At 65.3% G+C, this 12,551-nt stretch carries 14 protein-coding genes; 10 read left to right on the forward strand and 4 right to left on the reverse strand.

Translation table 11 applies throughout. The annotated features are described in order from the left end of the window. Positions 1 to 101 precede the first annotated feature (101 nt). The 10 genes from RQP54_RS16795 (at position 102) to RQP54_RS16840 (ending at position 7,911) form a co-directional block, all read left to right on the forward strand. Positions 102 to 1,211: a hypothetical protein gene (locus RQP54_RS16795; RefSeq protein ID WP_315679581.1), complete on the forward strand. Its 1,110-nt coding sequence runs from the start codon at positions 102 to 104 to the stop codon at positions 1,209 to 1,211. 13 nt (positions 1,212 to 1,224) lie between these two features. After that, complete coding sequence (locus tag RQP54_RS16800; RefSeq protein ID WP_315679582.1) at positions 1,225 to 2,610, forward strand: copper oxidase; 1,386 nt, start codon at positions 1,225 to 1,227, stop codon at positions 2,608 to 2,610. Positions 2,611 to 2,661: 51 nt separating this feature from the next. Beyond that, a complete protein-coding gene (locus tag RQP54_RS16805) occupies positions 2,662 to 3,135 on the forward strand; it encodes a cupredoxin family protein (protein WP_315679583.1) in 474 nt (157 codons plus the stop codon). Between the two features lie 20 nt (positions 3,136 to 3,155). Next, on the forward strand, positions 3,156 to 3,506 hold the full coding sequence (locus RQP54_RS16810; RefSeq protein WP_315679584.1) for a copper-binding protein: 351 nt from the start codon (positions 3,156 to 3,158) through the stop codon (positions 3,504 to 3,506). 286 nt (positions 3,507 to 3,792) lie between these two features. Beyond that, a complete protein-coding gene (locus RQP54_RS16815) occupies positions 3,793 to 4,260 on the forward strand; it encodes a DUF411 domain-containing protein (RefSeq protein ID WP_315679585.1) in 468 nt (155 codons plus the stop codon). 12 nt (positions 4,261 to 4,272) lie between these two features. Further along, positions 4,273 to 5,079, forward strand: coding sequence for a hypothetical protein (locus tag RQP54_RS16820; RefSeq protein WP_315679586.1), 807 nt, complete (start codon positions 4,273 to 4,275; stop codon positions 5,077 to 5,079). Positions 5,080 to 5,081: 2 nt separating this feature from the next. Further along, positions 5,082 to 6,743 carry a cbb3-type cytochrome c oxidase subunit I gene (locus RQP54_RS16825; RefSeq protein WP_315679587.1) on the forward strand — a complete coding sequence of 554 codons (1,662 nt, stop codon included), beginning with the start codon at positions 5,082 to 5,084 and terminating at the stop codon, positions 6,741 to 6,743. Between the two features lie 20 nt (positions 6,744 to 6,763). Then, entirely contained in the window at positions 6,764 to 6,949 is a 186-nt protein-coding gene (locus RQP54_RS16830; protein WP_315679588.1) for a hypothetical protein, read from the forward strand. 67 nt (positions 6,950 to 7,016) lie between these two features. Beyond that, a complete protein-coding gene (locus RQP54_RS16835; RefSeq protein WP_315679589.1) occupies positions 7,017 to 7,616 on the forward strand; it encodes a hypothetical protein in 600 nt (199 codons plus the stop codon). Positions 7,617 to 7,680: 64 nt separating this feature from the next. After that, the gene (locus RQP54_RS16840; protein ID WP_315679590.1) at positions 7,681 to 7,911 is read left to right on the forward strand and encodes a DUF2789 domain-containing protein; all 231 of its coding nucleotides are present in this window, start codon (positions 7,681 to 7,683) and stop codon (positions 7,909 to 7,911) included. Between the two features lie 44 nt (positions 7,912 to 7,955). On the opposite strand, the gene RQP54_RS16845 is transcribed toward RQP54_RS16840, so the two are convergent. The 4 genes from RQP54_RS16845 to tal all read right to left on the reverse strand — a co-directional run bounded on the left by RQP54_RS16845 (position 7,956) and on the right by tal (position 12,463). After that, positions 7,956 to 8,597 carry an HAD family phosphatase gene (locus tag RQP54_RS16845; RefSeq protein WP_315679591.1) on the reverse strand — a complete coding sequence of 214 codons (642 nt, stop codon included), beginning with the start codon at positions 8,595 to 8,597 and terminating at the stop codon, positions 7,956 to 7,958. Continuing rightward, positions 8,594 to 9,823 (reverse strand): winged helix-turn-helix domain-containing protein, encoded by a 1,230-nt coding sequence (locus RQP54_RS16850; protein ID WP_315679592.1) that lies wholly within the window; start codon positions 9,821 to 9,823, stop codon positions 8,594 to 8,596. Before RQP54_RS16850 ends, RQP54_RS16845 begins: the two co-directional genes overlap by 4 nt. A gap of 111 nt (positions 9,824 to 9,934) precedes the next feature. Continuing rightward, positions 9,935 to 11,503 carry a glucose-6-phosphate isomerase gene (pgi, locus tag RQP54_RS16855; protein ID WP_315679593.1) on the reverse strand — a complete coding sequence of 523 codons (1,569 nt, stop codon included), beginning with the start codon at positions 11,501 to 11,503 and terminating at the stop codon, positions 9,935 to 9,937. A gap of 12 nt (positions 11,504 to 11,515) precedes the next feature. Beyond that, a complete protein-coding gene (tal, locus tag RQP54_RS16860) occupies positions 11,516 to 12,463 on the reverse strand; it encodes a transaldolase (protein ID WP_315679594.1) in 948 nt (315 codons plus the stop codon). Between the last annotated feature and the right edge of the window lie 88 nt (positions 12,464 to 12,551).

The raw sequence follows: 12,551 nt of genomic DNA on the forward strand, positions 1-12,551 counted from the left end.
CAAGCTGACATATTTGTAATCTGGAGGACAGGCAAATGACGCGCTGGCACAAGCAGAATCCGGCGAACTTCACCGACATCAGGAAAACAGGAGTGGATCACGTGACGAACGACAACAGGCGCAGCACGGCGGGTCGGCTGCTGACGGCGGTACTGGCCGCCATGCCCCTGGCGCTGTGGGCGCAGACCCCCGCCACCATCACCCAGGAGTCCGATTGGCGCCGCGCCAATGACGCTGTAGGCGCCTTGAAACGCGGGCATGCCGACGTGCTGCGCTGGGAGCAAGCCAACCCGGTCGCGCAAGACGGCGCGCCCAGCACTGCACTTACCGCGCTGCCCGATGCGGGCGCTGCCATCCGCCTGGCCTGGCAGGCCCACCCGGATTTGGTGGTGCCACTCGCACGTCTGGGGGCAGACGCAACGCAGGCCATTGTTGAAGGCCGCTGGCTGGGGCTGGACCCCAGCTTGCAGCGCCGCATCGAAGGCATGGCCGAAGTGCTGGAGGTTGCCACCCTGGCGCGCAAGGCGTGGCTTGAGGCCGTAGCCGCGCGGCAACTGGTACAGCACCGCCGTGCCATGCTGGACGCGACCGAAGCGGCGAAGGACTTGGGTGAGCGCATGGTCACGGTGGGCAACTGGAGCAAGCTGCAATTGGCCCCGCTGACCCTGGCGCACGCCAGTGCCCGCATGGACCTGCGCCGTGCGCAGCACGGTGCCGACATGGCCCAGAGCCAGCTGGTCAAGGCCCTGCGCCTGACCGGCAGTGCCAGCGCCTTTGCGCTACCCGACCAGCTTCCGGCTGTACCGACGAACCTGGTGTCGCCCGCAGCCCTGCAGACCCATGCCGAGGCCCTGGCGCGCCAACTGCCGGGCACCGAGGCGCGGCGCAACCAGGCCCTGCTGCGAGATGCGCGCAAGACCATGGAGACGGCCCATGCGCTGGCGCAGGACAGCACCGAAGTCGTGCTCAAGACCCGGGAATTCATTACCGAGGAAACCCTGCTGCACTACAACGGCATGCTCAAGAGCGTGTGGGACCTGCTGGGCGAAGTGCGCAACCAGTCGCAGGCGGCGCTGGAAGCCATCAACGCCCAGCGCGACTTCTGGCTTGCCGATGCCGACCTGCAGTGGGTACTGCAAGGCGGCGAGCCCGCCAATCTGGTTTCATTGAATGGAGGGGCCGCCGACGCCCCGGCCGCTGCAGCTCACTGAGAGGATTTTCCCGATGACGACTCCTTCCCGACGCCAATTCTTCACCGGCGCCGCCGCATCGGTGGCCGGCCTGGCCGTAGCCCGCTCGGCCCTGGCCGGGCTGCCCGAACCCGTGATCCAGACTTCGGTCTCCACCGCCCCGCCTCTGGTCCCCACTACGGGCCGCCCCTACAACCCGGTGGTCACGCTCAATGGCTGGACCCTGCCCTGGCGCATGAACAATGGCGTCAAGGAATTCCACCTGGTGGCCGAGCCCGTGGTGCGCGAAGTGTCGCCCGGCTTCAAGGTGAACATGTGGGGCTACAACGGCCAGAGCCCGGGCCCGACCATTGAAGTCGTGGAAGGTGACCGCGTGCGCATCTTCGTGACCAACAAGTTGCCTGAGCACACCACCATCCACTGGCACGGGCAGCGCCTGCCCTGCGGCATGGATGGCGTCGGTGGCCTGACGCAGCGCGCCATCCCCGTGGGCAAGACCTTCGTGTACGAGTTCGAAGCCCGCCGACCCGGCACCTTCATGTACCACCCCCATGCCGATGAGATGGTGCAGATGGCCATGGGCATGATGGGCATGTGGGTAACCCACCCCAAGGCCAAGCACCCCCACATCAGCGAGGTGGATCGGGACTTCTGCTTCCTGCTCAATGCCTTCGATGTCGAGCCAGGCAGCAAGACGCCCAAGGTCAACACCATGACGGACTTCAACATCTGGTGCTGGAACAGCCGCGTGTTTCCCGCCATCGACACGCTCAACGTGCGGCTCGGTGACCGGGTGCGCATCCGCGTGGGCAACCTCACCATGACCAACCACCCGATCCACCTGCATGGTCATGAATTCCTGGTGACTGGCACCGATGGGGGTCCGACCCCGCCAAGCACGCGCTGGTACGAAGTGACGACCGACATTGCCGTGGGCCAGATGCGCCAGATCGAGCTGCTGGCCGATGAAGAAGGGGACTGGGCCATGCACTGCCACAAGAGCCACCACACCATGAACGCCATGGGGCATGGTGTACCGACCATGATTGGCGTCGACCACCGCGGACTGGTGGGCAAGATCCAGAAGGTGGCGCCCGACTACATGCTCATGGGCGAGCGTGGCATGGCCGACATGGGCGAAATGGAGATGCCCCTGCCCGACAACACCGCACCGATGATGACCGGTAGAGGGCAATTCGGCCCGCTGGAAATGGGCGGCATGTTCACCGTCTTCAAGGTCCGCAAGGACCAGCCCCCCGGCGACTACAAGGACCCCGGCCCCTACCGCTTTCCTGCCGGCACCGTGGCGTATGAATGGACTGGGGCACTACCCGCGCCCCAGCGCCCTGCGGCCACGCCCTCATCGGCACCGGGCGCAGCCAAGGCGATCAAGCCCAAGATGGATGGCATGGGGCATTGAGCACCCGGCCATCCACACCTACCATCCGATTGATTCATTTCGAGGAGCCCCATGAAACCCATTCTCTCCAAACCTACCGCGGTGCTGCTGGCCGGCTGTCTGGCAGCCGGTGCAGCCCTGGCCAGCGGCACCCACAGTGGCGGACATGAGCACTACAGCTACGGTGCGCCAGGCGTCGCGGCCAAGGTCACCCGCACCATCGAGGTCGAGGCCGCGGACACCATGCGCTTCACCCCTGCGACTATTGCCGTGAAAAAGGGCGAAACCATCCGCTTCGTCATCCGCAATGTCGGCGCCGTGGCCCACGAGTTCAGCCTGGGTACGCAGAAGGAGCTCGACGAACACTACGAGGTGATGAAGAAGTACCCCAACATGGAGCACGACGAGCCCAACAAGATTTCGCTCCAACCGGGTGCACAGGGTGAAATCATCTGGCGCTTCAGCAAGTCCGGCAACGTGCCGTTCGCCTGCCTGCATGTTGGCCACTACGACGCCGGCATGAAGGGCGTGGTCAAGGTCAAATGAATCGAATGGAGTACTCTTCCATGACACTACACAGCTACCTGCTATCGCGCGGCGTCGGTCTGGCCCTGGCCGCATGCGCAGCAAGCCTGCCCGCCTGGGCCCAGACGACTGCCACCACCGCCCCGCAGGCCACCGCCCCAGCCGCACCCAGCCTCACGACCGGCGAAGTGCGCAAGATCGACCGGGAAGCGGGCAAAATCACCCTCAAGCACGGCGAGATCAAGCACCTGGACATGCCCCCTATGACCATGGTGTTTGTCGTCAAGGACAAGGCCTTGCTGGACAAGACCACGGTCGGTGCCAAGATCCTGTTCATGGCCCATTACGACAACGGTCTGATGACGGTGACCGAGATCCAGCCCGCCCCGTAATTCCATTTCAAAATCACCCGTGTCGTTGTTGCTTCGCCTTGCCCTCCGGCGCCGTCCGGGACGGCGCCGGACATGCGTTTGCACTGTCTGCGGCTTCGCGCCTAGACACAAATGATTTGGAAATGGAATGAGCCCCCCTGCACCCGGCACCACGCCGCACCCGATGTGCGGCTTTTTTGCGCCTGCCCGCTCGCAAGCTGACAGGAACGTAATGTTGCCGTCATCTTGGCGGCGGGGTCCCGCGCCTAGACTGGTACCCATAGGAATCATTGACTGGAGAACCCCCATGCAAGCGTCCCCCCTTCTGCGCCGTCGTGAATGGCTGGCTGCAGCCCTGTGTCTGCCCTGGGCCGCCCAGGCAGCGTCGCCTGCATTGCCCCTGGTGGAAGTCTGGAAGGACCCAAGCTGCGGCTGCTGCAAGGACTGGGTGTCCATCATGGAACAGGCCGGGTTCCCGGTGCGCGTATTCGAGACCGGCAACAACGCCATGCGCGCCCAGTTGGGCATGCCCGTGAAGCTGGGTTCCTGCCATACGGCCCGCGTCGCGGGCTACGCCATCGAGGGCCATGTTCCGGTGCGCGAGATTCAGCGTCTGCTGCGCGAAAGACCCCAGGCCATCGGGCTCACCGTACCCGGCATGGTGGTGGGCTCGCCCGGCATGGACGGACCGGCCTACCAAGGCCGCAAGGACCCGTACGCGGTGCTGCTGGTGCTGCCCAACGGGCAGACCACGGTGTACCAGAAATACGCCTGAGGACGCTGCCACATGGACCCCAAGAACCACTTCACCACGCGGCGCGGCTTCATTGCCGCCAGTGGTTTCGGTGGCCTGAGCCTGTACGGCCTGTGGGCTGCCTACGGCGCAGCCCCGGGCCCCCTGGCGCTGCTGGGGCTGGACCACACCCCCGCCTCCACCGAGGCTGCGCACGCCGAACACGGCGGCGCTGCGGCGCCCGCCTCGGGTGGTCATCCAGGGCATGGTGCGGCGGCAACGGGGCCGTCCGCCCAGGAGTTCAGCCGCATGACGGAGGAATTCGTCGAACGCTACCGGCTCCCGGACGGAAGCGTCTATCCGCGCCGCCTGGCCGCTGGCACCCTGCCCGCAGCCGACGCGCATGCAGGGCACGCCATGGCCACCGACCCGCACGCCGACCATGCCTTGCCTGCCACAGCTGACCCGCACGCGGGGCGCAGCGCCTCCCCTGCAGGGGCCACTGCCACCCCAGACTCCCATGCAGGCCATGCGGGGCATGGAGGCGAGGCCAGCACAACGGCGTCTGCAGACAAGAGCCAGCCCATCGATGTGCTGATGACCGCTGGCCGCTGGTACTACCTGCCCAACACCTTGCGCCTCGATGCCGGCCAGGCCTACCGCTTCAGGATGATGGCGGTGGACATCGCCCACGGCGCCTCCATCCAGCTGGGTCAGGGCGGGCGCATGATGCGACTGCAACCTGGGCGCATCACCGAAGCGGCGCTCACGTTTCAGAAGCGGGGGCGCTACCTGATGGTCTGCTCCGTGTACTGCGGTGAAGCACACCAGTTGATGCGGGCAACGATCGAGGTGCTCTGACCATGGCACACACTCCCACCTACCCTCAACGCCTGGCCGCCTTGCCCGCGCCGGATCGCTCACTCTTCAAGGCCATGGCCGCCGTGGCCCTGCTGGCGCTGTTCATCGGCATCCTGGCCGGTGTGGCCACCGCCCTGGTGCGTGGGGGCGTGCTCAGCGTGCCCATGGCCGACGGCTACCGTTTTCTCACCGTGCACGGCGTGGGCATCTTCTTCTACTGGCTCTTCACTACCCAGAGCGCCTTGCTGCTGGCGCTGGCGGCGTGCGAGCACGGGCACGGCCTGGCATGGCGCCCCCTGGCCTGGGCGGCCTTTGGCCTGATGCTGGTGGGCTTTTGCTTGAGCATGGCGGGCTCGGTGTCCGGAACGCCTTTGCTCTACAACGGCTCACCCGAGCTGGTGCGCGACAACCCGCGGGACCTGCTGCTGTTCAACAGCGGCTACAGCCTGCTGGGCCTGGGCCTGATGCTGCTGCCCCTGAGCGCCATCGTGACGCTGTTGCGCCCGCGCTGGAACGGGAGCCAGGAAACGCTCAGCGCCGTAGGCTTTGCCCTGTTCGCCTGGGCCGGCTTCCTGGTGGTGACCGGCTTTGCCGCGCTCTACACCTTTGTGCCGGGTGTGCTGTGGGCACTGGATGCAGGCCCGTTCCCGCTGAGCCACGGCACACGCTGGCACATCGTATTCCACAACATGCACTACCTGCCACTGATGGCCACGGTGATCCTGTGGTACGTGCTGGTGCAGGCACTCACCGGCGTGAAGTCGGTGTTCGGCGAGCGCTTCTCGAAGATCGTGTTCTCCATGTACCTGGTGTTCGTGCCACCGACCTCGCTGTACCACATGTTTCTGGAGCCGGACCTGCCTAAGGTAGTGCAGGTGGCGGGCTCGCTGCTGTCGCTGTTCGTCAGCGTGCCCACGCTCACTGCCTTCCTGATCATCGTGGCGTCGCTGGAAGTGCATGCCCGCTCGCAGGGCGGGCGCGGCCTGTTCGGCTGGATGGCCATGCTGCCCTGGCGCAACCCGGCCATGTCGGCCATGGGCGCGGCAGTACTGAGCATGGGGTTCGGGTTGGTGTTTGCCTTTGTGCTGATCCAGGGGCAGCTGGCGCCGCTGCTGTCCGACACCTTCTTCGTGCCCGGCTACTTCCACTTCTTCACCGTGGGCACGGTGAGCCTGACCCTGCTGGCCGCCCTGTCCGTGGTGCTGCCCGCCATCGGTGGGCGCACACTGTGCAAGCCAACGCTGCTGCGCTGGATGCCCTGGTTGGCCTTGGCAGGCTTGCTGGTGTTCGGTGCGGCCGGCGTCACCGCTGGCTACCTGGGCGTGCCGCGCCGCGTCATGGACGTGGGCTACCAGCAGCAGGCTCCGGCCCTGTGGCACAGCCTGATGCTGGCAGTGGCCGTAGGCGGCAGCATCATGGCCACGGCCTTGCTGGTGTTCGCCGGTGGCATCGCCGCGAGTTTGCTGCCCGCCAGTCGACCCGGCGGTGCCGTGTCCGGCATGCAGGTTTCCTGGGACGGAACGGCCGTGCAAGTGGGCACACAAGCCTGGGTGGGCCCGGTGTCCATCCTGCTCATCGTGGCCGCCATGTATGTGTTTTCCGCCCTCGGGTTTGAGCTGATGCAGTCCTTGCCCCTCACGGCCGCGGGTGGCGGTGGCCATTGAACTGGAAGGAGCGCTGGCACATGAACGAAGATTTCTGGCTCATTGTCCCGGTGGCCGTGGTCTGGGCTATCCTGGGCGTGCTGTATGCCTTGGCGCCCTGGGGCGACATGATCGGCTACGCCTGGGTGTGGGGCTTTGGCTCCGTGTTCTTCATGGGTCTGGGTGGCCTGCTGCTACATCGCTTCCCGCAACGCGCAAAGCCGTAGTGCAGGCCATCGCCCCTTCAAGCTGGTTGCTCCGGGGCGGCAACCCAACATCGAAAGGAAACACACCATGCAATCGCGCACCATTGGATTTGCCGCATCGCGTCTGGCACTGGCCCTGTCGCTCGCATTCGCAGGGTTTGGCGCGTGGGCGCAAGCCCCAAAGGCCGAAGACCACACGGCCCACCACCCTGCCGATGCCGCCTCTGCGCCCAAACCAGCCCCCAAGGCTGCAGCCCCCAAACCCGCTGCAAAGCCTGCGTCAGCCCCGGCCCAGCCCGCTGCCATGGACAAGAGCAGCATGGACAGGATGGAGCAGATGGATGCCAAGATGAAAGCCATGCAGGAGATGCGCGAAAAGTTCATGGCCGCCAAGACGCCCGAAGAGCGCATGGCCCTCATGCCCGAACACATGAAGACCATGCAGGACGCCATGGCGATGATGGCGGAGATGCGCGCTGGCAGCGCCGCCGACAAGGGCGGCATGGGCATGATGGCCGACAAAGGCCACAAGGGAATGATGATGGGCGGTGGTGACAAACCCTCCATGATGGACAAGATGCCCATGGACATGATGGCCAAACACAAGATGATGGAAAAGCGCATGGACATGATGGAGTCCATGATGCAGATGATGATGGACCGCATGCAGGCGTCCGCCGCCAAATGAAGCCGCTGGTGTGGCCTACTGTTGGCCGCGAACGCTGCCCGCGCACCTTGTGGAGACCTACGGCATGGAAACGCATCAGCACGACCTGAGCCACCTGTTCCGCCAGCTGGGCTACTCCGGAGCGCCCGAGCACATCGACCAGTTCATTGCCACGCACCGGCTCGAACAGGGCGTGTCCCTGCCCGACGCGGTGTTCTGGACGCCGGCCCAGGCCCATTTCCTGCGCCGCGCACTGGCGGACGACTCCGACTGGGCCGAAGTGGTGGACATGTTCGCGGTACGTCTGACCCGCTGAGCACGCCCCAGTCGCTACTGTTTCAGTAGCTGTCTACGCAATATTCATGCGGGCAAAGTGCCAATTTCACTGCCAAGAGCGGCCCAGTCGCGCTGCGCCTGGGCCGCGTTGTGGAAATGCACCGCATGCCAGCCCAGCGCACGGGCGGCTTGCACGTTGCCCAGCAGGTCGTCGAAGAAAACGGTCTGCGCGGGCACCAGCTGGTGGCGATCCTGCAGCGCCCGGTAGATGGCTTCTTCGGGCTTGATGGCGCCGATGTCGCCCGAGAAGATGCCACCGTCAAACCAGTTCAGGAATTCGAATTCGCGCTCCAGCACCCGGGCGTAATCCACCGGCATGTTGGACAGGAAGTACAGGCGAACATCCTCACCGGCCTCACGGCGCGCACGCAAGGAGGCGAGCCACTCCACGGTGTCGTGCATGGGCAGCAGGCGCTGGCCAATGCCACGCACCAGTGCATCGAAGCGCGGCTGGTCCAGCCCCAGTCTCGCGCTGGTGCGGGCAATGACCTCGTCCATGGAGTGCACGCCGCGGTCGTAGTTCTGCCAATCCTCGTGCCCGAAGACCGCGTGGGCCAGGTGCCCCGCATGGGCCGGTGTGTCTGCCTGCTGCGGAAAGCACTCGGCCAGCAGATTCAGCGGTTGCCAGGTGACGAGCACGGCGCCGAAGTCGAATACGTAGTTCATGGTTCTTCCTGTGTCTGCAAGGCGCGGCGAAGCGCCGCGGCCAGTCGTTTCGGTTGTGTCTGCGCCAGTGTCACGCGGGTGAGCCCTTGCCAGTGCGCGAAGCGCGCCACGCACCGGGCCACGTCCTCCACCTGAGCATCATTCCAGGGACTTCCCGGCTCGGCGTACAGTGACTTGACCTCCAGCACGCCCTCCTGCCGGTGTGCCTTGGAATCGAGCCGCCCAATGAGTTCGCCCCGACAGAGAATGGGCAGCACGAAGTAGCCGTAGCGACGCTTGGCTTCCGGCGTGTAGCACTCCAGCCGGTAGTCGAAGCCAAAGAAGTCCAGCGCGCGGGCGCGGTCCCACACCACCGGATCGAAGGGAGACAGCAGGGCCGTGTGGGTGGCCTGCAGTGTGCCGCGCTGCGCGCGCCGCAACAAGGCAGCGTGGTCGGCATGGACGTAGCCCGGCTCATCCCAGCCTTCCACCGCCACCGACAGAAGCGTGCCCGACGCCACTGCCGCATCGAGCTCAGTGCGGCTGAAACGGGGCTTCAGGCGGAAATAGTCATGCAGCCAGCTGGCTTTGGCCACGCCCAGCGCCCGCACCGAGTGCTCGAGCATGTAAGCGCGCACTTGCGCGGGCAACGGCAGAGGTGCGTCATGCAGCGCGGCAGGTAACACACGCGCGGTGAGGTCGTACACGCGCTGGAACTTGTCGCGGCGCGCCACCATGAGGTCGCCATTGGCGAATAGGGCTTCCAGCCAGCGCTTCTCGTCCTTCCAGCCCCACCAGGGGCTGCTGGCCGCGTCGGGCCGGGCAAAGTCGGCACTGCGTACCGGGCCGGTGGCAGCAATATGCTGCAGCAGCTGCGCCACCTGGTCGGCGTCGCGTTGCAGGGTCTGCTTCGCATGCTTCAGGCCCCAGTGGCTGCGCACGCTGGCATTGCAGGCGCGGTGCAACGGCCAGTCGGGCATGGGGGCGAAGCAAGCCTCATGCGCCCAGGTCTCGAAGATGTGGCCCCGCGCCAGCGCCTCGTCCAGCCACTGGGCGGGGTAATCCCCCAGCCGCGCGTGCAGCACCAGGTAGGGGCTGCGCGCCACCACGTGGATGGTGTCGATCTGCAGCAATGCCATGCGGTCGATTGCTGCGAGCAGGTGCTTGCGGGTCGGGGTTTTGGGAGGTGCGCTCAGCAGGCCCTGGGCCGCCAGGTGCAGGTGGCGGGCTTGCTGGAGAGAAATCATGTCCGTTGCGTAAGTCGTGGAGCAGCGCGATGGGGGCGGGCGGCGGGCTCATGCTGCCAAATGCGCAGAAGTCGCCCGCCACCCTCCCCCATCGCGCTTTTCACTATCTTGCTACTTTCGCAACAAAGCCAACAGACCCGCCGTAGAGCCATCCAGCCCCGTCACATCACCGGACGCCAGCCGCGGCTCGATGTCCTTGGCCAGCACCTTGCCCAATTCCACACCCCATTGGTCAAAGCTGTTGATGCCCCACAGGCTGCCCGACACGAACACGCGGTGTTCCTGCAGCGCGATGAGGGCGCCCAGCGACTCGGGAGTGAGATCGTCCAACAGCAGGAAGGTGCTGGGGCGGTTGCCGGTGAAGTGCTTGTGACCACCAGCATCCGATTTACCCAGCATCAGTGCCTGGGCCTGGGCCACGGCGTTGGCCAGCAGCATGGGGTGGTGGCCGGCCAGGTCATGGCGCACCTTCTTCACGACGATGAACTCCACAGGCACCACGTCGGTTCCCTGGTGCAGCATCTGGAAGTAGGCGTGCTGCCCGTTGGTGCCGGGCTCGCCCCACAGCACCGGCGAAGTGCCATACGCCAGCGCCTCGCCCTGTGCGTCGACGCGCTTGCCGTTGCTCTCCATTTCCAGCTGCTGCAGGTAGGCCGGCAGGCGCGCCAGGGCGCTGTGGTAGGGCGCGATGGAGCGGCTGGTGAAGCCGTGGAAATTGCGGTACCAGACGTCGAGCAACCCCAGGCGCACCGGCAGGTTCTGCGCCAGCGGCGCGGTGCGGAAGTGCTCGTCCATGGCGTGGGCACCGGCCAGGAAGCCGCGGAAACCTCCTGCGCCGATGGCGATGGCAATCGGCAGACCGATGGCCGACCACAGCGAGTAGCGCCCGCCCACCCAATCCCAGAAGCCGAAGGTGGTGGAGATGCCAAAGGCTTTGGCCGCCGCCACGTTGGTGGTCAGCGCGGCGAAGTGGCGTTGCGTGTCGGTGCCGCCCTGCGCCAAAAACCAGGCCTTGGCCGACTGCGCATTGGCCATGGTCTCCACGGTGGTGAATGTCTTGCTGGCAATGAGGAACAGCGTGTTCTCAGCCTTCAGGCCCTTCAACACAGCGGCCAGTTCATGGCCGTCCACATTGCTCACGAAATGCAGGCGCTTTCCCGGGTGGGCGAAGGCTTGCAAGGCGCGCACTGCCATCTGCGGGCCGAGGTCGGAGCCACCGATGCCGATGTTGACGATGTCGGTAATGGCCGCGTCGGCACGCACTAGCTCCGCATAGGCCAGCATGGCGTCCAGCGTGACATGCACCTTGGCCTGCTCTGCCGCTACGAAATCAGTAGCTGCTTGCGCAATATTCACGTGGGCAGAAGCCGGTTTTCGCAACCAGACATGGGCCACAGCCCGGTTTTCCGTGTTGTTGATGGCCTCGCCCGCGAACATCGCATCGCGGTGCGCTTCCAGGCCGCATTCCTGCGCCAACTGCAGCAACAGGGCCTCCGTGGCCGTGTCAATGCGGTTCTTGGACAGGTCCGCAAACACGTGGGGGGCCTGCTGGCTGAAGCGTTGAAAACGCGCGCTCTCCTGCGCAAAGGCCTCGCGCAGGTCCATCTGGCGCCCGTTCGCATCGAACGCTGCGCGCAATTGGGCCCACACGGGCGTGCGGTCACACCGGGTACGTACCATGGTGTGCCTCCCTTACGCCGCGAGCAGCAGTTGCTCGAGCTTGACCGCATCCACGCAGAACGCGCGGATGCCTTCGGCCAGCTTTTCGGTCGCCATCGCGTCGTTGTTCAGCGCGAGGCGGAAACCGCCCTCGTCGTAGCGCACGGGCTCCAGCGGCAGGGCCTGGGCGGCTTCAGCACTCAGCGCCTGCTGCAACGGTGCGTTGCTGGCGGCCAGTTCAGCCAACAGCTCAGGGCTGATGGTCAGCAGGTCGCAGCCGGCCAGCGCGGTGATCTGGCCCACGTTGCGAAAGCTCGCACCCATGACCTCGGTGGCAATGCCGAACTTCTTGTAGTAGTTGTAGATCTGGGTCACCGATTTCACGCCCGGGTCGTTGGCACCGGCGTTCTCGGCCTCCACCCAGCCCGCACCCGCCGACTTCTTGTACCAGTCGTAAATGCGGCCCACAAAGGGGCTTATCAGCTGCACCTTGGCCTGGCCGCAGGCCACAGCCTGGCAGAACGAGAACAGCAGCGTGAGGTTGGTATGGATGCCCTTGCGCTCCAGCGCCTGGGCCGCCTGAATGCCTTCCCAGGTGGACGCCACCTTGATGAGCACACGCTCGGGCGAAATGCCCTGGGCCTGGTACAGCTCGATCAGGCGCTCGCCACGGGCCACGGTGGCTTCGGTGTCGAAGCTCAGGCGGGCGTCCACTTCGGTGGACACGCGACCGGGAATGATGGACAGGATTTCGCAGCCGAAGCGCACCAGCAGGCGGTCCACGATCTCGTCGAGGGCACGACCACGGAACTGGGCCACCGTGTCCTTCAGCAAAGGCGCGTATTCGGCCTTCTGCACTGCCTTGAGGATGAGCGACGGGTTGGTGGTGGCATCTTGCGGCTTGAATGCGTCGAGTTGCTTGAAATCTCCGGTGTCGGCGACCACGGTGGTGAAGGATTTGAGTGCGTCGAGTTGGGTCATGGAAACAAGAAGTGCTGGCCGCGAACGGCGAGGTCGATGTAACTAAGTTAGCGAGGGCTTGAATTATCAATGAAACAAAGTTACATTA

The organism is Curvibacter sp. APW13 (assembly GCF_032337135.1).
Classification (GTDB): domain Bacteria; phylum Pseudomonadota; class Gammaproteobacteria; order Burkholderiales; family Burkholderiaceae_C; genus Allorhodoferax.

Coding starts and splice junctions, on each gene's coding strand:
- RQP54_RS16800 (WP_315679582.1), top strand. CDS start 1,225: ATGACGACTCCTTCCCGACGCCAATTCTTCACCGGCGCCGCCGCATCG.
- RQP54_RS16805 (WP_315679583.1), top strand. CDS start 2,662: ATGAAACCCATTCTCTCCAAACCTACCGCGGTGCTGCTGGCCGGCTGT.
- RQP54_RS16810 (WP_315679584.1), top strand. CDS start 3,156: ATGACACTACACAGCTACCTGCTATCGCGCGGCGTCGGTCTGGCCCTG.
- RQP54_RS16815 (WP_315679585.1), top strand. CDS start 3,793: ATGCAAGCGTCCCCCCTTCTGCGCCGTCGTGAATGGCTGGCTGCAGCC.
- RQP54_RS16820 (WP_315679586.1), top strand. CDS start 4,273: ATGGACCCCAAGAACCACTTCACCACGCGGCGCGGCTTCATTGCCGCC.
- RQP54_RS16825 (WP_315679587.1), top strand. CDS start 5,082: ATGGCACACACTCCCACCTACCCTCAACGCCTGGCCGCCTTGCCCGCG.
- RQP54_RS16830 (WP_315679588.1), top strand. CDS start 6,764: ATGAACGAAGATTTCTGGCTCATTGTCCCGGTGGCCGTGGTCTGGGCT.
- RQP54_RS16835 (WP_315679589.1), top strand. CDS start 7,017: ATGCAATCGCGCACCATTGGATTTGCCGCATCGCGTCTGGCACTGGCC.
- RQP54_RS16840 (WP_315679590.1), top strand. CDS start 7,681: ATGGAAACGCATCAGCACGACCTGAGCCACCTGTTCCGCCAGCTGGGC.
- RQP54_RS16845 (WP_315679591.1), bottom strand. CDS start 8,597: ATGAACTACGTATTCGACTTCGGCGCCGTGCTCGTCACCTGGCAACCG.
- RQP54_RS16850 (WP_315679592.1), bottom strand. CDS start 9,823: ATGATTTCTCTCCAGCAAGCCCGCCACCTGCACCTGGCGGCCCAGGGC.
- pgi (WP_315679593.1), bottom strand. CDS start 11,503: ATGGTACGTACCCGGTGTGACCGCACGCCCGTGTGGGCCCAATTGCGC.
- tal (WP_315679594.1), bottom strand. CDS start 12,463: ATGACCCAACTCGACGCACTCAAATCCTTCACCACCGTGGTCGCCGAC.